Raw genomic sequence first — 21,714 nt, 5'->3', positions numbered from 1 at the left:
ATTTTCACCTGTTAGTTTTGGATTTTATAGGAGTGTGAAAGGTCTTGGAATTTCTTCCGTCTTTTCAAGAGATCTTCCAGGATCTTTGTGAGTTCTTTTATTGGTATCCTGACCTGTTTTGTGGTGTTCCTGTCTCTTAGGGTGACGTTATGGTCTTTGAGTGATTGGTGATCCACTGTCACCGCGAATGGCACTCCTATTTCATCTATACGAGCGTATCTTCTGCCTATTGTACCTGATGCGTCGAATTCTGCGATGAAACCATTATTTCTAAGATCCTCTTTTATATTTAGTGCTAATTGGACAAGTTTTTCCTTGTTTATTAAGGGTAGGACTGCAACCTCTACTGGTGCTATATCAACTGGGAAGTTAAAGTAAGTCCTACCTTCCTCTTTTTTATATGAGTGGAGTAAGAGTGAGTATATTATTCTGTCAATGCCAAAGGATGGTTCTATTACATGGGGGAATATCCTTTCACCTTTTATGGTTTTTTCAACTTCTTTGAATTCAAGGTCTTCTTCTATTAGGGTGTAAGTTTTATCTAATTCAAGTTTGAATTGGCCGTTTTCTTTAAGTTCTTTTTTGACGATTTTAGGGTCCAGGCCTTCTAGGGCTTTTATGATCTTAGCGGCGTCTTTTTTAAACTTTGGACCGATTTTATCCATCTTGGCTTGGATTGTTTCCTTTTTTATTATTTTGGGTTTTTCGTATTCTATGAAGACTTTAAGATCTTCTTTGCTGTGTTCGCTATGGGATTTGAGGTCGTAGTCTGTCCTGTCTGCTATGCCTATTATTTCGATCCATCCGTATCTGTTGGTTTTTATTTCAACGTCCCAGCAGTCGATTGCATAATGAGCCATTTCTGTTGGGAGGTGTTGTCGGAATCTTATGACCTCTTCTGGTATTCCTATATCTACTAGGAATTTTTTTGCTAACCATAGATGGTATGTTAGAAGTTCACTTGATATTATGCCTTTTTCAACGGCTTCTCCTGCAGTTATTGTTATGGGCTTTTTGTTTTTTTCTTGGTTTTCTGCTGGGTGGAGTCTTAGTTTCTCTGTTTTTATTGTGTGGAATCTTGGGTGTGTCTTCTCTTTGGGGTTTACGAATATTTCTGCTTCTGCTTGTGTGAATTCTCTTAGTCTTATGACGCCTTGGCGGGGTGATATTTCGTTTCGGTAAGCTTTTCCGAGTTGGACAACACCGAATGGTAATTTGTTTCTGAAGAATCTTAGAAGTCTTTTGAATGGTGTGAATATGCCCTGGGCTGTTTCGGGTCTGAGGTATCCTATTTTTTTGCCTTTTGCCCCGATTAGCGTCTGGAACATGAGATTGTAACTCCAAACGTGTGTGAGGTGTCCGCCGCAACGTGGACATCTTATCTTCTCCTCTGAGATTATTTCTGTGAGTTTCTGGTTCTCTAAGCCTTCAACATCCCGACCTGTAATTTCTTCGATTATGTGATCTGCTCTGTATACTTCTTTGCATTCTTTGCATTGTGTCATCGGATCATTGAAGTGGTCCACGTGGCCTGAAGCCTTAAAAACTTCTTCGGGCATTACTGTAGGTGATTCCATCTCATAGAATCCTTCTTTTATTATGTAGTATTCTCGCCATTTGTTCATGATCTTATTTTTTAATAGGGCTCCTAGTGGGCCGTAATCTACGAATCCTGCCACTCCTGAGTAGATTTCAAATGATGACCATAGGAATCCTCGTTTTCTCGCGATTTTCATCACTTCTTCGTGGCTCATTATTATCCTCCTTTTTTTGTTCTGAGTCTTCTGAGTTCATAGTCTTCTTTTATCTTGCTTGTTTCAGGTTTGAGTTGACCCATATATTTGCTTTCCCTTTCAGGGTGCCCGTAGGGTTTTTCTGCTGGTGAGGTCATTGTTTCGAATACTATCTGGCATACTCTCTGTTTTGGGTAGAGTGCTACTGGCATTTTCCCAATATTTGAGATTTCGAGGGTGATTCTGCCATGGAATCCTGGGTCTATGTATCCTGCTGTGACATGCATTGTGATACCGAGTCTTCCGATGGATGATCTTCCTTCTACTCTTGCGACAAGGTTGTCTGGTAATCCTATATATTCGTATGTTGTGGCTAGTGCAAATTCTCCTGGGTGTATTATGAAGGATTCTCCATCTTTTATATGGTATGATTCCATGTAAGATTCTATGTCCCCTGGTTCTTGGGGGTCTATGCATGGTTTTCTTATGATCTTGAATCCTTTGAATTCGTTCCCTATCCTAAGATCTACTGATGATGGTTGTATTTGCCTTTCAGGATCTTCTAGTGGGTCTATAATTATTAAACCCTTCTTTAGATACTTTTTTATGTCATGGTCGCTTAGGATTGCCATACTCAGTCTTCCTTTTTATCGTCTTCTTCCTTTAATTTTATGATTGATGAATCTTCGACTATGTTGGGTATGCCACAACTGTTACCCACTCCTACGACGAGTATGTTTCCCTTTTCTGTCCTTTCTATGCTGGCTTTGACCCTTTCAAGGGCTGTTTCACATCCTCTGAAAATCTTTTTATCCATCTGGGTTATTGCCTCTTCTGGGCCCATTTTAATCACTATTGAATTTATTTCAATATCTCTTTTGAGTATTTTATCTTCGATGAACCATTTCTCGACTCCGGTACCCCCTATTACGATACCAACACCTTCCGCGATTTTGCCTGTTTCTTCACCTTCCATTTTAACGGCCGCATCTACCATTATAATCTTTTGGATGTTGAACTTGTCTATTAGTGTATTCACAACCCTTGCAACTTTACCTAGTCTTGCTCCTGGCCCTTTTGGTCTGAGTATGATAAGTTTTCTACCGTTGTATTCTCTTTTTGTGTAGATCATTTCGTCTATGGATTCTATTTTATCATCTTTTTTTAGGAGCATTGCTACTGTGAGTGGACCTGCACCATCGCCTACGGGAAGACCTTTGGAAAATGCTTTAGCACCTTTAAATTGGGCTTTGAATATTCTCATGATGAGTGGCATGTTCATTTGTAAGGCTAGGAGTATTTAGAGGTTTCCTGTTTTCTTTGCGAGTTCGAGGTTGTGTCTTATCATCTTATATACGCTATTGAGTCCTATGGCAACTTTTAAGGTCATTATTACATTTGCTTTTGTTTCTGTGCTGGCGTTTGGTGCTATTATGTCAACCATGTTTTTGAATCGTGATTCGCTTAATTCAAGTATCCTGTTGAATTTTTGGACTATACCGTTAGGGTCTAGGTCTGTTGGTGGTACTATAAAGAAGTCTAGGAATTCATTAACCTTTTCTTGGATGATTTTTTTATCTTCTTCCTTTGAGAATTCGATTATTATGTCTTTTGATTCTTTTATCATGTTCTCCATTTCTATTAGGGCCTTTTGTAGTGTTGAGAATATTCGGATCCTCATTATTATTGGTAGGAATATGATGAGGATTACAAAGATTATTATGCTTAAAATATCCCAGCTTCCTAGTCCAAAAATCAGCTGAAAACCCTCCTATAGTTTGTTTTTTATCCTCCTGAGTATCCCTTTTAGGGTGTGGGCTTCTCTTCCTGTGATGAAGGCCCTTCCTATGAGGTTCTTGAAGGCTCTTAAAGCTACTCTTTTTTTATGGTCTGGTAATGCGAGTGAAGATATTATATCTTCCATGTCGGATACTAGGAGTCTTTTTTCAAGTCCTGAAGCCTCTTCAACCCCCTCACGGTTATAGTCTCTTTTTTTGAATATTTCGTAGAATATTATCGCGGCTGCGTGTGAAACGTTCATTATGGGATACTCCTGACTTGTGGGTATGCTTACGATAATGTCACATTCTCTTATTTCCTCGTTTGTGAGGCCATTTCCTTCTCTACCGAATAATATGGCTATCTTTGCCTTTGTATTTAATGCCTTTGCAAATTGTTCTGGTCTGAGAGGTATCCTTTCTATTTTGTAGCTTCCACCTGGCACTCCTGTTGTGCCAACGATGAAATCTGGTGAAAGCTCTTCTAGCATCTCTTGGATGGATCTGAATGTTATGGAATTTTCTAGGATGTCTGTTGCGTGCATTGCATGTAGGTATGCTTCATCGTTTAATTTGCATGGGTTTATGAGGACTAGTTTTTTTAGTCCGAAGTTTTTCATGGCTCGGGCTATGAAACCGATATTTCCTGGCGTCTCGGGTTCGACGAAGACTACTATAATGTTCTTTTCAAGTTTTTTTATCTTTTCCTGTTCCATTTTCATTATATGCTAAGTCTAATAATTCTAGTATGTTCATGACCTTGATGTTTTCTAGTCCTTCCCTTTCTAGGGAGTCTTTTATGTGTAATTGGCAGAATGGGCATATTGTTATGACAGCGTCTACGCCTAGTTTTTTTATCATGTCGGCTTTCTTTTTCCCTAGACTATATGCTAGGTCTGGTTTTCCAGATTTCACCCCACCTCCAGAGCCGCAGCATTGGTCTGGTTTTTCCATTTCAATGAATTCTAAGCCTTTTATCCTTTTGAGTATTTTTCTTGGTTCTAGTCGTATTCCTTGGCCTCTTGCAAGGTGGCATGGGTCGTGGTATGTTACTCGCATGTTTACTGGTTTCATGTCTTCTGTGTTGAGGTTTTCTGCTAGTAGTTCACTTATGTCTAGGACGTTTAATTTTAGGCCGTATTTTGGGTAGTCGTTTTTGAGTGTTGAGCCGCAGCCTGCGCAGACTGTTATAATGGCGTCATATCCTTGTAATGCTTTCTTGTTTTGAGCTACGAGTTCTTTTACTATGTCGGTTTGGCCGGTGCGTATCATGGGTGATCCGCAGCATACTTGGTTTGCTGGTACGTCGATTTCTATTCCATGCTTTTTTAGGACTCTGAGTAGTGCTAGTCCTACTTCTGGTATCCTGTAGTCTACTAGGCATCCTGTGAAGAATCCTAGTTTTGGATTTTCACCCTCTAATTCTAGGGATTCTATGAACCCCTCCTTTATATGTTCAACGGATCTTCCTGTTTCTTCTATGAGTTTTTTAACCTTCTTGTGAGCTTCTAATGGTCCAATATCCTGTTTACATGCTAGTGCTCTTAGTTTTTCGATGGCGTCTCCAGGTATGTTTAATTGTTTTGGGCAGATTTCTTCGCATTTTGCACAAGTTGTGCAACAGTATAATCCTTCTTCGAATCCTTTCTTTGCCCTGTTTGCTTTGTCTCTGGGGTCGAATGCGAACTTTGATAGGTAGTTCATGAAGTATGGTCCTGCGAATTCTGAGCTTTCTTTGATAACTGGGCATGCTGCTATGCATGAGAAGCATTCGATGCAACTTCTAAGTTTTTTTGAATCCATATAATCTTCTGGTCTGATCTTCTGGAGGCCTTCACCTGTTGATTCTAAGTATAATCGCATTCTCCTGGCTTTTTCCTCTATTTCACCCCTGTCAACTATGAGATCCTTTATTACTGGGAGGTCTAATGGTTCTATCCGTGCTCCGTCCTTTACTTCTGCTTTACATGCTAATACTACTTCGCCGTCCATTTTAACTGCACAGGATCCACATTGTCCGGCCCTGCATGAACTTCGAAATGCGATGTTAGCCCCATATTTGTCATTGACCAAGTTGAGAGCGTCGATTATCTTCATTTTCTCCTTAAATGGGATCCTATATTCTTCAATGTATGGTTCATTGTCTTTTTCCGGGTCGAACCTTAATATTTTAATTTTTATCATATTCTTTTTATCTCCAAAATTTTATGGGGGAAATTATAAAAGTCTAGGAAAATTAGATTGGAATTATAAAAACTTTAAATTTTTTTCATTATTATAATTTTCCCCTCGTGGGTTACTAATCCCCCCCTCAAATTTAAGCTTAATGGTAGGTGATCATATGATCAAAATATTAAATGCAACAGAAGGTGATGAAGTTTTCCTATTAGGCAACGAAGCCGCTGCAAGAGCAGCCATAGAATCAGGAGTTGGTGTTGCAAGCACTTATCCAGGAACACCATCATCAGAAATAGGTGATGTTCTTTCAAAAATAGCATCTAAAGTTGGAATGTATTTTGAATTTTCAACAAATGAGAAGGTTGCGGTGGAAGTGGCCGCGGCGGCAGCGGCTTCTGGTGTAAGATCATTCACCTTCATGAAACATGTAGGAGTTAACGTAGCATCAGATTCACTTGTAAGCATAGGATATACTGGGGTCGAAGCAGGCATGGTCATATTATCAGCAGATGACCCATCAATGTTCTCATCACAAAATGAACAAGACAACAGACACTATGCGAGATTCGCGAACATCCCACTCCTCGAACCTTCAAACCCCCAAGAAATCCTCGATTTTACAAAATACGCCTTCAATTTATCTGAAAAGTTTAAACTACCAGTATTGGTCAGGACAACAACAAGAGTATCCCATATGAGAAGCAAGGTAAAAGTGGGTGGAATCCAAAAGATGAGAAAAAAAGGACAATTCAAAAAGGATCCTAGCAGATTCGTCCTCGTACCATCAACCGCAAGGACCATGCACAAAAAACTTATCAAGAAAATTAATAAAATATCCAAGATCGTGGACAAATCACCATACAACCAAATCTACCATGCCAATGGTAAATATGGGATTATAACAAGTGGCGGTGCATTCAATTATGCCCATGACCTAGTAAATGAAAAAGAACTCCCAATATCCATCCTAAAATTAGGCTTCACATACCCCCTCCCAAGTGGGCTAATATCCCAATTCCTAGAAGATCTTGAAAAAGTTTTCATAATCGAAGAAGTCGACCCCATAATAGAAAAAGACGTACTATCCATAATCGGCCAAGAAAACCTCGAAGTAGACGTTCATGGGAAACTAGACGGCACATTCCCAAGAATATACGAATACAACCAGGACATAGTGGGAGCTTCCATCGGAAAACTAATACCCCTAAAATTGGAAAAGAAGAAAGCTTTGAAAACCCATTTACCTGAAAGACCCCCAACATTCTGTCCTGGATGTCCCCACAGGGCGACCTATTATTCTATTAACAAGGCACTCGAAGAATTAGAAATGCAAGTTATCTTCTCAACTGATATCGGATGCTACACCCTAGGTATAGAGAAACCATATAATACGGCAGATTACCTCCTGTCCATGGGTTCGAGCATAGGGGCTGCCTGCGGTTTTTCCAAGGCAACAAGGCAAAAGATAGTGTCATTCATAGGTGATTCAACATTTTTCCACGCTGGGATACCACCACTCCTGAACGCTGTTCATAACAAACATGATTTCCTTATCGTAATCCTTGATAATGGTACAACTGCCATGACAGGAGGCCAACCACACCCTGGCCTCCCATTTGATGGTATGGGTGATGAAGCCCCGGCGATCTCCATCGAAAGTATCGTTGAAGCCCTTGGCATAAATGTTAAAGTGATAAATCCCATGAATATAAAGAAGAGCATCCGAACCTTCAAAGAAGCTTTAACCACACCATCCCTTAACGTTGTAATTGCAAGATACCCATGTCAACTTTCATTTAAAGCAAGGGGAAAACCTGTTAGAATAAATAACAATCTTTGCAATGAGTGTTTAGAGTGTATTAATAAACTTGCATGTCCAGCCATAACATATGACAATGGCATTAAAGTGGATCAGAGATATTGTCGAGGATGCACTGTTTGCGTCCAAATTTGTCCAGAGAAAGCCATCAAACCTAAAGGGGGGAGTTCAGAGTGAAATTATCATATGACATTTATATTTGTGGTGTTGGCGGCCAGGGAATCATAAAAGCTGGTGAAATCATAGGATGGGCTGCCATGAAAGAGGGAATGGATGTTGTGATGAGTGAAATACATGGAATGGCCCAAAGAGGTGGTGGGGTGTCTACTGAAGTTAGGATAGGCAAGGCAAAGGGTACTATAATCCCAAGTGGCCATGCAGATCTTATGATGGCATTCGAACCCCTTGAGGCACTAAGGGCTGTTGAAAAGATGAGGAAAGATGCCTATCTGATAGTTAATCTAACCCCTATTCCTCCATTTAATATAAGCCTTAGGGAGTATCCGCCAGTAGATGAGATAATAGCAGAACTTGGAAAATTTTCAAGAAACTTATATGCTTTTGATGCTGATCGTGTGGCCTTGGAGGCTGGTCATCCTCTTTCAATGAATATGGCGATCTTGGGAGCTGCCACGGCCACCCCAGGCTTCCCTTTATCTGAAGATGCTATAATAGAATCCATGAGAGAAAACTTGCCTGAAAGATTATTCAAGGTTAACTTGAAAGCGTTCAAGGGGGGTTTTATGAGCTTAGAGTACTGAAATATCCTCTGATGATAATAGTGGCACCTTAGCCTCCTTTAATACTCTTATACCTTTGTTGATGTCTTCTGTTCTTATCACTACGATCGCTTTTTCACCCTTTTTTTCCACGAAGGCATAGATATATTCCACGTTCATGTCTGCTTTTGTGAGGATTCCTAGTATTTTATCGAGTCCTCCTGGCCTGTCAGGTACTTCGACTGCTATGACATCATTGAGTTTAACCACGAAATTGTTTTCTTCAAGGACTTTCTTCGCCTCTTCAGGGTCTGGGACCATGAGCCTTAGTATTCCGAATTCGGACGTGTCGGCAATGGATAAGGCCCTTATATTTATATTGGCTTCGGCGAGCGCATGCACCGCCTTTTTTAACCTTCCTTTCTTGTTTTCAAGGAATACGGAAATTTGTTTCACTTTCATCTCAAATCCGCCCCTTTAGAACTTTCGTTTATCGATAACCCTTATGGCTTTCCCTTCGCTTCTGGGCAGACTCTCAGGTTCTACGAGTGTTACATTAACCCTTAATCCTATCTCCCTTTGTAGGTGTTCTTCTATCATTTTCTTGGCCTCTTCCACGTGTTTCACTTCATCTGAGAATAGTGCTGGTGAGGCTTCAACTTGGACTTCGAGTTCGTCCAAGTATTTTGGTCTTGTTACCACTATCTGGTAGTGTGGTTCGAGTCCATCGATTTTGAGGAGGGCCTCTTCGATTTGTGATGGGAATACGATAACTCCACGTATTTTTAACATGTCATCGCTTCTTCCTGTTATACGGTCCATTCTTATGAGGGTTCTGCCACATGGGCATTTACCTTTTCTTAGGGTTGTTATGTCTCTTGTGCGGAATCTTATTATGGGCATGGCCTCCCTTGTGAGGGTGGTTAGTACTAGTTCTCCTTTTTTTCCTGGGGGTAGGTTTTCTAGGGTTTCTGGGTTGATTATTTCGGGGTAGAAGTGGTCTTCGAATATGTGTAGGCCATTTTTTTCATGGCATTCCATCGCGACTCCTGGACCGATAATCTCTGTCAAACCGTAAATGTTGAGGGCTACGAGGCCTAATCTTTCTTCTATAGCATCTCTCATCTCCTCTGTCCACATTTCGGCCCCGAATACTCCTGCCTTGAGTTTTAGGTTGTCTATTTCAACATTTTCTTTTTGGAGGACTTCGGCGAGGTATAGTGCATAGGATGGTGTGCATGTGAGTATTGTTGTTTCGAAGTCTTGCATGATTTCGATTTGTCTTTTGGTGTTACCTGCTGATATTGGGATTACTGTGGCTCCTATCCTCTGGGCCCCGTAGTGTATTCCCAGGCCGCCTGTGAACAATCCGTACCCGTAACAGTTTTGTATGCGGTCTTTTTTTGTTGCTCCTGCCATTGTTAGGGCCCTTGCCATGACTTCTGACCATAAGTCTATATCTGCTTGGGTGTAACCTGAGACTGTTGGTTTGCCTGTGGTTCCTGATGATGTGTGAACTTCTATGATGTCATCATCTGGTACTGCGAACATCCCAAAGGGGTAGGCTTCTCTGAGATCCTGTTTTGTTGTGAATGGCAATCTTTTAATGTCTTCTAGGCTTTCTATGTCTTCTGGTTCTATTCCAAGTTCATTGAATTTTTTATGGTAGTATGGGACGTTTTCATAGGCTCTCTTCACGGTATTTTGGAGTCTTTTAAGTTGTATTTTTTTTCTTTTTTCTTCGTCCATGCATTCTGCCTTTGGATTCCATATCATTTTGATCTACCCTTTTAATCTGCCTTAACATGTCAAGTGATGATAAAATTTATAAATTTTATATTTTCATTATATTCTTTTATAATCTTCCTATTCCCATTTTTTGGAGGTAAAGATAAATATGAACATAGTAGTCCTTAGTATAGTTATATTGGTCTATTTTATCATGGTAGGATATGCAGGTTATGTTGCATGGAGGAGAACTAGCACATCAGAAGATTATATGGTGGCTGGTAGGAAAACGCACCCTTATATTATGGCTCTTAGTTATGGGGCTACTTTTATTAGTACTGCTGCCATAATCGGTTTTGGTGGGATGGCTGGCGTCTATGGCCTGGGTATACTCTGGCTTGTATTCCTTAACATACTCGTGGGGATATTCATAGCCTTTGTATTTTATGGTAAAAGGACTCGTAGGATGAGTGAGAACCTTTCAGCTTTCACTTTCCCAGAGTTTCTCTCAAGGAGGTTCAAGAGCAGGTTTATACAATATTTTGGTGGTGCTGTGATATTCTTGGGAATGCCACTCTATGCCTCGGTGGTTCTTATAGGCGCTGCAAGGTTCCTTGAAGCATCATTAAAATTGAACTTTAACATTGCACTTATTATAATGGCATTAATAGTAGCTGTTTATGTTGTTATGGGAGGTATAAGGGGGGTTATGTATACTGACGCCCTCCAAGGTACTATAATGTTCATTGGCATGATATTCTTGGTTGTGTCAACCTATTATATGCTCGGTGGTGTTACAAGCGCCCATAAGGCCCTTACAAGCATGGGACATCTCATACCAGCATCTGCCAAGAGTGTGGGTGCGACAGGCTGGACCAGTATGCCCGTATTCGGAAGTCCATATTGGTGGACCCTTTTCTCTACCATAATACTAGGTGTTGGTATAGGGGTTTTGGCTCAACCACAACTGGCAGTAAGGTTTATGACAGTGGAATCCAACCGTGAACTTAATAGGGGGGTTCTTATAGGTGCGTTGTTCATATTTGTCATGACATGGGGTGCTTATGTTGTTGGTGCATTATCAAATGTTTACTTTTTCCGAGAGAAGGGTTTGCTCGCGATCCATGCAAGTGGTGGTAATGCTGATAAGATAATACCCGTTTTTATAAATTCGGCGATGCCTGAATGGTTCACATACATTTTCATGTTAACTTTGCTTTCAGCTGCTATGTCTACTTTGAGCGCCCAATTCCATGTGCAGGGAACATCTATTGGCAGGGACGTTTATGAAACCTTGAAGAGAGGTGGAAGATCTGTGCTTATCACAAGAATTGGTATAATAATCGCTGTTATAATAGCGGTTATACTAGCCTACATCCTCCCGGGTAGTATAATAGCACAGGGGACTGCATTATTTTTTGGTTTGTGCGCTGCCACATTCCTTTCAGTTTATACTTGCGCATTGTTCTGGAAGGGGACGACAAGGGCTGGTGCAATAGCTGGCATGGTCTCAGGCGCCGCTATAAGCATGTTATGGCTTCTTTTCGTCTATAAGAAGACCGCCACAGCTCTTGGCTTGGCAAAGTTGCTCTTCGGTGGGTTACTCATTAGGACTATGCCATGGCCTTTCGTGGATCCTATATTGGTGGCGGTCCCAGCTTCGATGATAATAACAGTACTTGTGAGCCTATTAACAGAAAAATTTGATGATGATCATCTTAAAGAATGTTTTAATGGTGGTGTATGATCATGGAATTCCTCGGCATACCTGATCCATGGGTTTGGAGCGCCTACATATCCTGCATACTAATAACAATAGTATGTATAGCCTATGGTCTAATAAACTGGAACAGAAACTAATTGCCCCCGGTGTGGGTATCAAATCCTTTCCAAAATTATAAATAATCACCAATAATATAAGAAATATGGGGTGAATAAAATGAGAGTTGTTGAAGATATTATAGGTAAAGAGGTTCTTGACAGTTCAGCTAATGTAATAGGGAAGGTAAAGGATATCGAAGTAGACTTGGAAACAAGAACCATAGAAGCACTCGTACTAGGTAAGGGAGGACTATCAGAGGGCCTTGGATTATCTAAAGGGGAAACAATAGTACCCTATGATATGGTTAAAAGGATAGGGGATAAGATACTCCTCGAAGGGCCGATAGAATGACCCTCCTTGGGCCTCTTATTATTTTTGGGTGTTAGAATTGGAAGTTAGGGGTGTGTGCAGCCTCTGCGGTAGGGTGGCATTTTTACATACTTGTCGTCTATGCGGAGCCCTCGTATGCTCAGATTGCTATGTTCCAGAATTGGGAGTTTGTAGGATATGCGCGGGGAAACTGAGAAGAAGAAAATCAAAAGGCGCCTTTTAGAGCTACTGCGGGGAAAAAAAGTTATAAAAACCGGTTCTTTCATTCTCTCCTCCGGGAAAAAAAGCAACTATTACGTAGATATTAAAAATGCTATAACAGACCCGCAAATCCTAGATCTGATAGCGGAACTGATAAAAATAGAGATAACAGGTGCAAAAATTGATAAGATAGCCGGACCAGCCTTGGGGGCTGTGCCTATCGCCACAGCAGTATCACTCAAAACCAAAAAGCCACTTGTCATAATAAGAAAAGAAAAGAAGGAATATGGAACATCAAAATTGATCGAGGGCAGTATAAAAGAGGGCGACCAAGTGGCGATAGTTGAGGATGTTACAACAACAGGAAACTCTCTCCTAAGGGCCATCAAAGTAATAGAAAAGAATGGTGGCCGAGTTAAGAGGGTGTTCGTGATAGTAGATCGTGAGGAAGGGGCGCAAGAAAACCTTCAAAGAGAAGGTTTCATTCTAGAACCTTTATTCTCTATCAGCCAAGTGAAATAATTTAACCTATCTTTTTTTGGATCACACCCCTTGTGGGGGGGTAATCTTTATATGTGGGGGACTTGAATATAATGTAAGTAAGTACCTACATCCTTCTTTGTGGTATCATGAAAACTACACGAGAAAAAATACTCGAAGCCGCAAGGGAAACCTTCATAAAGAAAGGATATAAAGGTGCTACAACACGCAAAATCGCCCAAAAGGCGGGTGTAAGTGAAGTCACATTATTCAGGAAGTTCAAATCAAAAAGCAGCCTACTCAAGGAAATACTAAACGAAAACGCCATCTTAACATCCGAGATATTCAAAAAACTCTCAGAATCAGAGCTCAGAGACAAACCCAAAGAATTCTTATATAAACTAGCAGAAGAATTCTTCAAACTGGTCGTTGAGAAAAAAATAGACCTAATATTCATAATACTCGTGGAAAAAGAACTAGAAGAACACGGCCTAGAAGAATGGGAACTACTAGACTCGATCAACAAGACACTATATACCTAACCAATTATTTCAAAGAACAGATTAAAAAGGGCAACATCCGAAAGATCAGCCCAGAAACAGCAGCACTCATCTTCATAAGCTACCTCTCACATCTAAACCTATTATCACACTTCAAAGAATGTGAAATACAAGAAGAGAAATACATCAAAAACTTCATCAACATCCTCCTAAACGGGATAAAAGGGGGGCATCAAAATGCCAAGTAGAGGTGAGGATGAAACCAACATGGGAGACATGATCAACACATTCAAAAGAATAGCCGAAAATCCCTTATCAAGACTCCTAATAAACCTTATGCTCCACAAATGCAGAAAGGATAATAAAACACGCCTAGAAGCCGCCCTAGACAATTATATAAATGGTAGAGATTGTTGTATGGAATGCAAAATCCTATCATACTTCCTCTCACATATAATAAAAAGCGGAGCAAAAGCATTCGGAGTAACAGAAGAAGAACTAAAAGAACAAATGAAAGACCAATACTGGTTAAAAGGTCTGATAAATGTCCTTAAGGGTATAGGCATCTTCGGGGTTAGAAAACCATTCGTGCCAGGGGCGCCATTCCAGGTTGTCTGGAACATCACACACCGCTGTAACATGAACTGCAAACACTGCTATGAAACCGCAGGCACCCCACAAAAAAATGAACTAGACAAAAATGAGGTGATAGAGGCCATAGACATCCTAGCAGATAATGGTGTCACATCACTCGCATTTTCTGGCGGGGAACCAAGCATCCACCCAAATATACTCGAGTACATATCACATGCAAGGGAAAGGGGCCTATACGTTGCAATGGCAACCAACGGTTACATATTAGCTGATGAATGTCGTTGCCAAAAATTCGTGGATGCAGGCTTGCAATTTGTCCAGATCAGTATTGATAATTTAAATCCAAATGTCCATGACACTTTTCGCGGCGTTAAAGGCTCATGGGAGCGGGCCTGCAAGGCTGTTGAGAATTTCTCAGTCCATGATGTTTTCGTTGAAGTGGCGATGACAATAACAGCCGAAAATTATCATCAAATCCATGGTATGATAGAATTAGCAAGCAAACTTGGCGCTGATTGGCTCATGCTATTCAACTTCATACCTACAGGTAGAGGAATGGAAAATATAACCCTTGACATATCACCTAGTAGAAGGTATAGGATATTGCGTGATGCATATTATGGCAATTTCAACGGTGATATACAAGTGCTTTCCACAGCACCACAATTTGCAAGGGTGGCCGAAGAGCTTAACACTTGCGATAATCAGATTATACCCACGCATTTCTACAATCCAGAGTATACAAACCCTGACTTGAGACAGTTAGCAGATTTTATAGGTGGCTGCGGAGCTGGGAGATTCTACCTAAGCATGGAACCCAACGGGGACATATATCCTTGTGTATTCTTCCCACACAAAGACGAACTTAGAATAGGTAACATCTTAGAAGAAGATTTCGAAAAACTTTGGAAAAATAATAGCATACTAGAAATTCTTAGGGATAGAGAACAGCTCCATGGCACTTGTCACACTTGCAAATCGAGGAATATTTGTGGAGGGTGCAGGGCAAGGGCATATGGATACTTCAAGGACCTATGCGCCCCAGACCCTGGATGCATAAACAACAAAAACTTATGGAATAAAGTAAAGGAAAGCGCACTTGCAAAATAAATGGGAGAGTGTTAAATGTGGGCGTGGTCCTCTTAAACCCCCAAGATAAAACCGCAGTTAAAAACAAACTAGGATTAAGTCTACCACCATTAAACCTAATGTATCTTGCAGCATCATTAGAGAAGGCATCATTTTCTGTCAAAATAATAGATGATGATCTCAAAAGGTGGGGGTATGAAAAAATAGCTAAGATAATAGAAAAACTCAACCCCCTCATTGTGGGTGTCACAGCAACCACAGCAACAATCAAAAGCAGTCTCGAATACATCAAAGCCATAAAAAGTTTACTACCGGATGTTCTCACAGTTATAGGAGGACCCCATCCAACATTTTTACCATTAGACACCTTAAAAAGTCTAAGGGAACTCGACGTAGTTGTGATAGGTGAAGGAGAAGAAACCATCACAGAACTCGCCGAAAAGTATGAAAGGAAGGACAAGAAAGGACTGGAGGAAGTTAGGGGGATCGCATACCGTACAGGGTCCAGGTTAAAGATTAACAGGCCACGTCCACTTATAAAGGACCTTGATAAGCTCCCATTCCCTGCAAGACATCTCATACCATTCCACGAATATGAAACTTCAAATGAAGAAGCTGGGGGGATGATAACAAGCAGAGGCTGCGTATACTCTTGTGAATACTGCTCATCTTCCCTTATCATGGGAAAAAAATTCCGTTTCAGGAGCCCTGAAAATGTGGTGGACGAAATCGAAGAACTCGTATACAATTATGGCCTCCATGACATAGCATTCCTTGATGATACATTCATGTTACATCGTAGAAGAGCCCAGGCCATAGCAGATGAAATCAAAGCAAGGGGCATAGATGTTAGTTTCGTGACATCATCAAGGGTCGATATGGTGAAAAGGTCAATTTTAGAAAAGCTCAAATCTGCTGGTATGAGCACAATCTACTATGGTGTCGAATCAGGATCGCAGAGGATATTGGATCTTATGAAAAAGGGTATAACACTCCAACAGGCAAAGGATGCTGTTAAAGCCGCTAAAAGTGTTGGGGTGGATGTTATAGCATCATTCATATTAGGTTATCCTGGTGAGACGCCAGAGGAAATGGATAAGACAATAGATTTCTCAATTAAACTGGACCCAGATTATAGCCAGTATTCTATTTTAACACCATTTCCTGGAACACCTATATACTATAAACTGAAAAAGGATGGTCTGCTTGAGGAAGACTGGGACAAGTATACTGTGATCCATCCAGTGATAAAATATGAAAAATTGGGCTTAAGCAAAGAACTCGTGAAAAGAAAACTTGTAAAAGCATACTTCAAATTTTATTCAAGACCATCATACTTGCTGAAACACACTCACATGATAAAAGTATTCCTTGAAACATTCTATAGGACTTATATTAAGCCAAATCTCCCATTTAGGGATGTTATCGCATCTAAATCAGCGTAGCCCTTTTAGGGATTCCATCTCTTTTTCTATGAACTTTTTTATATCATTTATACTTGACATGAATTGGGCTGGGAATATTATAGTGGAATTTTTCTCTGTGGCTATTTCACTGAGCACTTGCAAGTTTCTAAGTTGTAATGCTATAGGATGTTGCGCTATAACATCAGCAGCCTCGCCAAGTTTTGAAGCTGAGAGGTATTCACCCTCTGCTGTGATAATCTTAGCTCTCTTCTCTCTTTCAGCCTCGGCTTGTTTGGCCATGGCCCTTTGCATGCCTTCTGGTAATTTAATGTCTTTTATCTCTACTGTGGTAACATTTATACCCCATGGTTCACTGTGGCTGTCAATGATCTCCTTGATCTTCTCGTTGATCTTAGCAGTTTCTGAGAGCACTTCATCAAGGGCGAATTGTCCTATCACGTTTCTTACTGTTGTCTGGGATATTTGGTTCACCGCCCCATAGTAGTCTTCTATGGCCACAACAGCCTTTAGGGGGTCCACGACCTTAAAGTATGCTACTGCTGCAACGTCAATAGATACATTGTCTTGGGTTATTATTTTCTGCGATGGTATGGGCATTGTCACTATTCTAAGGGAAACTTTAACCATCCGATCAATAAATGGGATTATAAGACGTAAGCCAGGTTCTCTGACGCCTATAATTCTCCCTAGTCTGAAAACAACACCCCTTTCATATTGTTTGACAATCCTTATAGAGAGGGACGCTATCACAAGTAATATTATAGCAGCAAGTATTAATAATAATGGGTTCATTGGATTTCACTCCCTATATTCCATTTTGTAGGAATTTATGTTCTTTGTATTATATTTTCTCAATTAAGGCTAATTTTTATGTTAAATTGACATTGAAGGATTATTATCCTGCTAGTTTTAAGAGGACTAATGTTATTGTTTCGCCTATTTTTTTGATGTCTTCTTTGTCGAGTTTGTCTGCTGTGTTCTCGGAACTCCAGGGTGGTACTTCGAATGGCTGGCTCATTACTTGGCAGACTGGCACTTTTTTGATGTTATTGTGGTAGAATGGGTAGGTGTCACTGGGGTATGTTGTTTCTCCAGCAGTGGCTGGATGGCCTAGTTCTTGGGCGCATTCCATTGTGAAGTTGATCAGTTTAGGGTCTCCTTCAACTGGTCTTGGCTGGTAACTGTATTGTGTTAGGAATATGTTTTCACCGGCACCTACACAGTTTAGGTCTATCATTGCTTCACAGTTTCGGACTATTTCTGGGTGTTTTTTCACGAAATCTTCGGAGCCTTTAAACCAGAGCTCTTCACCGCCAAATCCTATGATTAGGATGGTTTTCTCGGGTTTGAAGTTTTTAGAGGATAGTATCCTCGCGATCTCGGCTTGTATTCCCAGTGCGGCTGCGTCATCTGTGGCTCCTTCGCAAAATCCTGGGGAGTCTATATGCGAGCCTATGATAATGTATTTGTTTGGGTTGGTGCCGTTGATGACTCCAATAACGTTGTATGTGTACTTGCCCCCGCCAATGTCCACTTTTTCTTTATAGGCTTCTATACCATTTTCCTCGAGTTTTTTCTCCATAAGATCCGCAGCTTTTAACTCAGCATTGTTGCCACCGTATCTTGGCCCCAATTTACATATTTCTCTGCTAAATGTCAAGGCATTTTCTGCATTAAACTCTCTGGCAGCTGCAGACACGTTAAGGACTTTTATTTCTCCTTCTTTTTTTTCTTTGAATGGCATGTAAAATACTAGCCCCCCTGCTAGTATGGCAATTATAGCCACGATCAAAACAATCTTATATTTCAAGGTCTTAACCTCCCAATCTATATTAATTATTATTATCTACTAAAATATGTTAATAGTATATTGGGGGTCTGAGAGTATAAGGTTAGGGTTTTTTCTAAATAAGTATTCATGGATTGTCTTTTTGATTATACTGGCTTCTGTGATTTCAAGTATAACATTATCCTGTGGGATGCGCCCTATCCAAGGAGGTGACTGTTGTCTTGTCTTGGCCTATCTTGGGGATAATCATGATATTATATCATATAGGAGAGATGCCAAATATCCTGCGGATATAATAATAGAGAAGACAAATTTTAGTGGTCATGAGGCAATACATCAATATAAAGAGGATGGTGGATACTTCACCCATCTTATCATAACAAAAGAAGACTGGATAATAGGGATAGGCGGAAAAGACGATTCAAGTATAAACAAAAGATTGGAAAAACTTGGAAGTGAAATAGTATCTAAAAAGGGAATAGGAAAAGAAGACTTAGAAGAGGCGAATAGTATTTTAAAAGAGAACCAGTGGGGATTTTTCATCATCAAATCACCAAGTGAAAAGGTTGGACTAACAGCCTATGATAAGAGAATAGAAGCAAATACAATCGAGATGTTCAAGATAAATAAAGGAGAGTATGTTAAGGTGACTAATAATCCTAATTATTGTGAACGAGGAAATTTTAAGGAATTCGACCCCGATCCTTTAAAAGCCATCCTCAAAATCGCAGCCACAGATCCTTATGGTTTACATAGAAGAGACATCACCCTTTATGAATACAACCAAGGGGAAGTGAAAGTATGGGCATCATTTGATGGTGGAAGATTATTAGAGGGTGCTACAGGCTCTCCAGATGATATAAAATTCCTAGGACATGAAATATCCAGCGAAGAAATACCAAATGTACCAAATAAAAAATTCTTGGGAAATGAAACGCTAATCCAAGAAAAACCCAAAAGACTATCAATAACACCAATAATATCAATGGCCATCATCGTTACCCTTATCCTAATATTCATAGCCTACAAAGACTAACCAAATCCTTGAAGAGTTGGTTCGGAAGACATGACCACGCCAAATATTCTAAAATTTTGTAAATTCACCGATTTTCCTAATCAAAAGAAATAAGGGGGTTGAATGGATGAGAATTAAATATGCCACGATAATAGTGAATGAGATGGATGAATCCATTAAATTTTACACTGAAGTGATGGGCTTTAAAATAGATAGTCAGTATGATCTCGGATCTAAGGGGATGATCACATTACTGAAAGGTGAAGGAGAAACCATGTTAGAGCTCATCAAAAACCCAGTGGACGAACCTGGATTATTCTCTATAGGAATAGAAGTCGAAGACGTGGAAGCCACAATCAAAGAACTTAAATCTAAAGGCGCTAAGATCACTATGGAGCCAACGCCAATAACAGTTGGACTTCTCGCATTTATAGAAGACCCAAACGGGGTGCGTATAGCCTTAATCCAACATCAATAACTATAATATTATGAATTTAAGTATTTCTGAGCGTGCGGCTGCAGCCGTTGAAAATGTAGATGAAAAAATATTAAGAAAAGTTAAAGAAGGCTGGGAGAAAGCATTAGATCAAGTACTAAAAGATTTCGATTTTAAAAGGGAAATCTATCTTGAATACAATCCTCTAATTTGGCACGTCGCCAAGTATCCTATAGGTATTAGAGTCTATCGTAGCATAGCAGGTATTATAACAATCATAGAGTTTTCCACGCCCAATAGGATGATACCTTTTGATATATTTCATAGTTTTGAATCGAAGAGGGCTGTTATAGCCCATGAGATCGCCCATATAATCGATGACAAAAAATGGTATTCTATGGATTACGAAAGAATAGCATACGAGGCTCAAAATTATATTTCAAGGGAACAGAGGGCAGAGTTATTAGCATTCTTTTATGAGCCCCTTGGCATAATACATTCTAATATTTCACTTATCAAAGTAGCATCCTATATTTCCAGGACAGAACTTAAAGACCAATACATGTCAGGTTATGGTATTTTAGAAGCTCTTGGTAGGATTGGCATGAATAGGACCATTAATGTACCCCTATTCTTCAAAAAGATGAGTGAATACCATGAAGATGACCTTTCAGGGCTTCTCAGATCACATATAACCCACCCTTATTCCTTCGCGGGATTAATAACTTCGCCGATGGACGAGCCTACTGGGATCCTGAAAATATCAGATCTTATCAAATGCCGAGAAAAACTGATAAATTACCTTAAGGGCCGGTTAAACTTCCAAAAATTGGATAAAGAACTCAAAAGAATAGGTTACACTACAAGAACTGAGAAGGAAAAACTTCAAGAAAACTTGGAAAAGATACTAATCCCAAGAATATTAAACGCTTCTTCTTCTAAGCAGATGAAAAAAGCCAAAAAGTATATAATAGGGCTTAAATTCTCAAGATTGAAAAATGACATGCTAGAAACTTTAAAATTGTGTGAAAAATTCCTAAAGAGGTAAATATTCAATGGAAAGAGATAAGTAAAAAGAGCACCCTTATAATAACTAAAAAGGCAAAAAAGTTTGGGGGTGAAACCATGGTTAAATTACCAGAAGAAGCCCAAGAAATGTTAAATAATGAATTCTGCAATAAAGAAAAACCACTAATCTGGATTGCAACAGTCAATGATGGGAACCCACACTTGGCTCCGGTCTGCTTTGTTAAAGTTATTGACAGTGACAAGTTACTCATCGCCGTAAACTTCGCCAGCAAAACCATGAAAAACATCCAAAAGGGTTCGAAGGTTGCTATAGGCTCTGCAAAATACTATGATGGGTATATGATAAAAGGAACTGGGAAAATAATAAAAGAAGGGAGCCACTTCGAAGAAGTCAAGAATATGGTGAAAGAAAGATTCGGTGAAAAGATAAAACCACAAGCAGCTTTGCTAGTAGAAATAGAAGAAATATATTCACTCAAACCAAAACCAGGAAGCAAAAGAATAGCATGAAGGAAATTTTTGAAAATCCCAAATTTTTAGCCGAAAAGATTTACACATTATCCTATCAACTCTCAAAGGTTGGTAGAGAATCTTATTTCGGGTTGTGATGTTTTTCCTCAAAAATTAGGAGTGATACCAAGGGAATTGTAGGTGATTCCTGCTATAGCCTCTGCTGTGGAAATTATGGATAAAAAAACCTAATATAAGGATGTGTAGATAAATAGACTATCTTAAAATTCTTTGTTGGTGATAATCAGTTGGGATATTCTTACAATGAGGAAGGGGCTGCGGATACTTAAGTTTTGCATGACGAAGTTCTGTTAAATTGTATGAGTGTGAGTAGGGCGTTTTCAGATTCTATGCGATACAAATTGATTGTAGCAAGCCATGTTGTCATTTTATTAAACTTTTTATATTCTTTTTTTGTATTTTAGTTCTTTGAATGTTATGATGGTTTTGTTGTTCTTTGTTTGTAGTTTTGCGTCAAGTTGTTGGGTTAATGCTTTTACAAGGAAGCCCTCCCCCCCCCGTGAGCGTGTTCCATTG

At 39.8% G+C, this 21,714-nt stretch carries 24 protein-coding genes; 14 read left to right on the top strand and 10 right to left on the bottom strand.

The window, feature by feature from the left end:
* Positions 1-11 precede the first annotated feature (11 nt).
* From glyS to tfrB, 6 genes are read right to left on the bottom strand one after another with little or no spacing between them, the layout of a single operon-like run.
* The gene (glyS, locus tag DPC56_RS00115; protein WP_112093044.1) at positions 12-1,754 is read right to left on the bottom strand and encodes a glycine--tRNA ligase; all 1,743 of its coding nucleotides are present in this window, start codon (positions 1,752-1,754) and stop codon (positions 12-14) included.
* Between the two features lie 2 nt (positions 1,755-1,756).
* Positions 1,757-2,365 (bottom strand): dCTP deaminase, encoded by a 609-nt coding sequence (gene dcd, locus DPC56_RS00110; protein ID WP_112093043.1) that lies wholly within the window; start codon positions 2,363-2,365, stop codon positions 1,757-1,759.
* Positions 2,366-2,367: 2 nt separating this feature from the next.
* Positions 2,368-3,009 carry a DUF1512 family protein gene (locus DPC56_RS08550; RefSeq protein ID WP_463510141.1) on the bottom strand — a complete coding sequence of 214 codons (642 nt, stop codon included), beginning with the start codon at positions 3,007-3,009 and terminating at the stop codon, positions 2,368-2,370.
* Between the two features lie 24 nt (positions 3,010-3,033).
* Positions 3,034-3,450, bottom strand: coding sequence for a DUF1512 family protein (locus tag DPC56_RS08545; RefSeq protein WP_463510142.1), 417 nt, complete (start codon positions 3,448-3,450; stop codon positions 3,034-3,036).
* Between the two features lie 54 nt (positions 3,451-3,504).
* Positions 3,505-4,227, bottom strand: coding sequence for a TrmJ/YjtD family RNA methyltransferase (locus DPC56_RS00100; RefSeq protein WP_112093278.1), 723 nt, complete (start codon positions 4,225-4,227; stop codon positions 3,505-3,507).
* On the bottom strand, positions 4,199-5,695 hold the full coding sequence (gene tfrB / locus DPC56_RS00095) for a fumarate reductase (CoM/CoB) subunit TfrB (protein ID WP_112093042.1): 1,497 nt from the start codon (positions 5,693-5,695) through the stop codon (positions 4,199-4,201). The genes DPC56_RS00100 and tfrB overlap by 29 nt, the downstream gene beginning before the upstream one ends.
* 157 nt (positions 5,696-5,852) lie before the next feature.
* On the opposite strand from tfrB, the gene iorA reads away from it, so the two are divergent.
* Together iorA and DPC56_RS00085 are read left to right on the top strand one after the other, a co-directional pair.
* The gene (iorA, locus tag DPC56_RS00090; RefSeq protein ID WP_245923796.1) at positions 5,853-7,685 is read left to right on the top strand and encodes an indolepyruvate ferredoxin oxidoreductase subunit alpha; all 1,833 of its coding nucleotides are present in this window, start codon (positions 5,853-5,855) and stop codon (positions 7,683-7,685) included.
* Positions 7,682-8,269: an indolepyruvate oxidoreductase subunit beta gene (locus DPC56_RS00085; RefSeq protein WP_112093040.1), complete on the top strand. Its 588-nt coding sequence runs from the start codon at positions 7,682-7,684 to the stop codon at positions 8,267-8,269. The genes iorA and DPC56_RS00085 overlap by 4 nt, the downstream gene beginning before the upstream one ends.
* On the opposite strand, the gene DPC56_RS00080 is transcribed toward DPC56_RS00085, so the two are convergent.
* Both DPC56_RS00080 and DPC56_RS00075 read right to left on the bottom strand, forming a co-directional pair.
* On the bottom strand, positions 8,258-8,689 hold the full coding sequence (locus DPC56_RS00080) for an ACT domain-containing protein (RefSeq protein WP_112093039.1): 432 nt from the start codon (positions 8,687-8,689) through the stop codon (positions 8,258-8,260). The two genes, DPC56_RS00085 and DPC56_RS00080, sit on opposite strands and share 12 nt — an antisense overlap.
* Positions 8,690-8,704: 15 nt before the next feature.
* The gene (locus tag DPC56_RS00075; RefSeq protein ID WP_112093038.1) at positions 8,705-10,003 is read right to left on the bottom strand and encodes a phenylacetate--CoA ligase family protein; all 1,299 of its coding nucleotides are present in this window, start codon (positions 10,001-10,003) and stop codon (positions 8,705-8,707) included.
* A 121-nt stretch (positions 10,004-10,124) separates the two neighbouring features.
* On the opposite strand from DPC56_RS00075, the gene DPC56_RS00070 reads away from it, so the two are divergent.
* The 8 genes from DPC56_RS00070 to DPC56_RS00035 all read left to right on the top strand — a co-directional run bounded on the left by DPC56_RS00070 (position 10,125) and on the right by DPC56_RS00035 (position 16,416).
* Positions 10,125-11,702 (top strand): sodium:solute symporter family protein, encoded by a 1,578-nt coding sequence (locus DPC56_RS00070; protein ID WP_112093037.1) that lies wholly within the window; start codon positions 10,125-10,127, stop codon positions 11,700-11,702.
* Positions 11,703-11,704: 2 nt separating this feature from the next.
* On the top strand, positions 11,705-11,815 hold the full coding sequence (locus DPC56_RS08490; RefSeq protein ID WP_348638823.1) for a symporter small accessory protein: 111 nt from the start codon (positions 11,705-11,707) through the stop codon (positions 11,813-11,815).
* Between the two features lie 79 nt (positions 11,816-11,894).
* Entirely contained in the window at positions 11,895-12,128 is a 234-nt protein-coding gene (locus DPC56_RS00065; protein WP_112093036.1) for a PRC-barrel domain-containing protein, read from the top strand.
* A 156-nt stretch (positions 12,129-12,284) separates the two neighbouring features.
* Positions 12,285-12,830, top strand: coding sequence for an orotate phosphoribosyltransferase (gene pyrE, locus DPC56_RS00055; RefSeq protein WP_112093035.1), 546 nt, complete (start codon positions 12,285-12,287; stop codon positions 12,828-12,830).
* 107 nt (positions 12,831-12,937) lie between these two features.
* Positions 12,938-13,330, top strand: a complete 393-nt coding sequence (locus DPC56_RS00050) for a TetR/AcrR family transcriptional regulator (protein ID WP_112093034.1) — start codon at positions 12,938-12,940, stop codon at positions 13,328-13,330.
* Positions 13,288-13,536, top strand: a complete 249-nt coding sequence (locus DPC56_RS00045; protein WP_112093033.1) for a hypothetical protein — start codon at positions 13,288-13,290, stop codon at positions 13,534-13,536. The genes DPC56_RS00050 and DPC56_RS00045 overlap by 43 nt, the downstream gene beginning before the upstream one ends.
* Entirely contained in the window at positions 13,526-14,992 is a 1,467-nt protein-coding gene (locus DPC56_RS00040) for a radical SAM/SPASM domain-containing protein (RefSeq protein ID WP_245923795.1), read from the top strand. Before DPC56_RS00045 ends, DPC56_RS00040 begins: the two co-directional genes overlap by 11 nt.
* A 17-nt stretch (positions 14,993-15,009) precedes the next feature.
* The gene (locus tag DPC56_RS00035) at positions 15,010-16,416 is read left to right on the top strand and encodes a B12-binding domain-containing radical SAM protein (protein ID WP_112093032.1); all 1,407 of its coding nucleotides are present in this window, start codon (positions 15,010-15,012) and stop codon (positions 16,414-16,416) included.
* Here DPC56_RS00035 and DPC56_RS00030 read toward each other — a convergent pair.
* Complete coding sequence (locus DPC56_RS00030; RefSeq protein WP_112093031.1) at positions 16,408-17,190, bottom strand: slipin family protein; 783 nt, start codon at positions 17,188-17,190, stop codon at positions 16,408-16,410. The genes DPC56_RS00035 and DPC56_RS00030 overlap by 9 nt on opposite strands.
* A gap of 103 nt (positions 17,191-17,293) precedes the next feature.
* Entirely contained in the window at positions 17,294-18,208 is a 915-nt protein-coding gene (locus DPC56_RS00025; RefSeq protein ID WP_112093030.1) for a M28 family metallopeptidase, read from the bottom strand.
* Between the two features lie 169 nt (positions 18,209-18,377).
* On the opposite strand from DPC56_RS00025, the gene DPC56_RS00020 reads away from it, so the two are divergent.
* The 4 genes from DPC56_RS00020 to DPC56_RS00005 all read left to right on the top strand — a co-directional run bounded on the left by DPC56_RS00020 (position 18,378) and on the right by DPC56_RS00005 (position 21,177).
* On the top strand, positions 18,378-19,223 hold the full coding sequence (locus tag DPC56_RS00020) for a hypothetical protein (protein WP_181454344.1): 846 nt from the start codon (positions 18,378-18,380) through the stop codon (positions 19,221-19,223).
* A 106-nt stretch (positions 19,224-19,329) separates the two neighbouring features.
* A complete protein-coding gene (locus DPC56_RS00015) occupies positions 19,330-19,680 on the top strand; it encodes a VOC family protein (protein WP_112093028.1) in 351 nt (116 codons plus the stop codon).
* Between the two features lie 10 nt (positions 19,681-19,690).
* On the top strand, positions 19,691-20,686 hold the full coding sequence (locus DPC56_RS00010) for a hypothetical protein (RefSeq protein ID WP_112093027.1): 996 nt from the start codon (positions 19,691-19,693) through the stop codon (positions 20,684-20,686).
* A 77-nt stretch (positions 20,687-20,763) separates the two neighbouring features.
* Entirely contained in the window at positions 20,764-21,177 is a 414-nt protein-coding gene (locus tag DPC56_RS00005) for a pyridoxamine 5'-phosphate oxidase family protein (RefSeq protein ID WP_112093026.1), read from the top strand.
* Positions 21,178-21,714 lie beyond the last annotated feature (537 nt).

The organism is Methanothermobacter tenebrarum, assembly GCF_003264935.1.
Lineage (GTDB): Archaea > Methanobacteriota > Methanobacteria > Methanobacteriales > DSM-23052 > Methanothermobacter_A > Methanothermobacter_A tenebrarum_A.
Note: the sequence above shows the minus strand (reverse complement) of the source record. Positions and strands in the feature narration are given on the sequence as shown.

Excerpts from the sequence above, each read along its gene's own strand:
- DPC56_RS00080 (WP_112093039.1), bottom strand. The coding sequence starts at position 8,689 with ATGAAAGTGAAACAAATTTCCGTATTCCTTGAAAACAAGAAAGGAAGG.
- DPC56_RS00005 (WP_112093026.1), top strand. The coding sequence starts at position 20,764 with ATGGTTAAATTACCAGAAGAAGCCCAAGAAATGTTAAATAATGAATTC.
- DPC56_RS00065 (WP_112093036.1), top strand. The coding sequence starts at position 11,895 with ATGAGAGTTGTTGAAGATATTATAGGTAAAGAGGTTCTTGACAGTTCA.
- DPC56_RS00015 (WP_112093028.1), top strand. The coding sequence starts at position 19,330 with ATGAGAATTAAATATGCCACGATAATAGTGAATGAGATGGATGAATCC.
- iorA (WP_245923796.1), top strand. The coding sequence starts at position 5,853 with ATGATCAAAATATTAAATGCAACAGAAGGTGATGAAGTTTTCCTATTA.
- DPC56_RS00070 (WP_112093037.1), top strand. The coding sequence starts at position 10,125 with ATGAACATAGTAGTCCTTAGTATAGTTATATTGGTCTATTTTATCATG.
- dcd (WP_112093043.1), bottom strand. The coding sequence starts at position 2,365 with ATGGCAATCCTAAGCGACCATGACATAAAAAAGTATCTAAAGAAGGGT.
- tfrB (WP_112093042.1), bottom strand. The coding sequence starts at position 5,695 with ATGATAAAAATTAAAATATTAAGGTTCGACCCGGAAAAAGACAATGAA.
- pyrE (WP_112093035.1), top strand. The coding sequence starts at position 12,285 with ATGCGCGGGGAAACTGAGAAGAAGAAAATCAAAAGGCGCCTTTTAGAG.
- DPC56_RS00040 (WP_245923795.1), top strand. The coding sequence starts at position 13,526 with ATGCCAAGTAGAGGTGAGGATGAAACCAACATGGGAGACATGATCAAC.
- DPC56_RS00100 (WP_112093278.1), bottom strand. The coding sequence starts at position 4,227 with ATGGAACAGGAAAAGATAAAAAAACTTGAAAAGAACATTATAGTAGTC.
- DPC56_RS00045 (WP_112093033.1), top strand. The coding sequence starts at position 13,288 with ATGGGAACTACTAGACTCGATCAACAAGACACTATATACCTAACCAAT.
- DPC56_RS08550 (WP_463510141.1), bottom strand. The coding sequence starts at position 3,009 with ATGCCACTCATCATGAGAATATTCAAAGCCCAATTTAAAGGTGCTAAA.
- DPC56_RS00030 (WP_112093031.1), bottom strand. The coding sequence starts at position 17,190 with ATGAACCCATTATTATTAATACTTGCTGCTATAATATTACTTGTGATA.
- glyS (WP_112093044.1), bottom strand. The coding sequence starts at position 1,754 with ATGAGCCACGAAGAAGTGATGAAAATCGCGAGAAAACGAGGATTCCTA.
- DPC56_RS00020 (WP_181454344.1), top strand. The coding sequence starts at position 18,378 with ATGCGCCCTATCCAAGGAGGTGACTGTTGTCTTGTCTTGGCCTATCTT.
- DPC56_RS00075 (WP_112093038.1), bottom strand. The coding sequence starts at position 10,003 with ATGATATGGAATCCAAAGGCAGAATGCATGGACGAAGAAAAAAGAAAA.
- DPC56_RS08490 (WP_348638823.1), top strand. The coding sequence starts at position 11,705 with ATGGAATTCCTCGGCATACCTGATCCATGGGTTTGGAGCGCCTACATA.
- DPC56_RS00010 (WP_112093027.1), top strand. The coding sequence starts at position 19,691 with ATGAATTTAAGTATTTCTGAGCGTGCGGCTGCAGCCGTTGAAAATGTA.
- DPC56_RS00050 (WP_112093034.1), top strand. The coding sequence starts at position 12,938 with ATGAAAACTACACGAGAAAAAATACTCGAAGCCGCAAGGGAAACCTTC.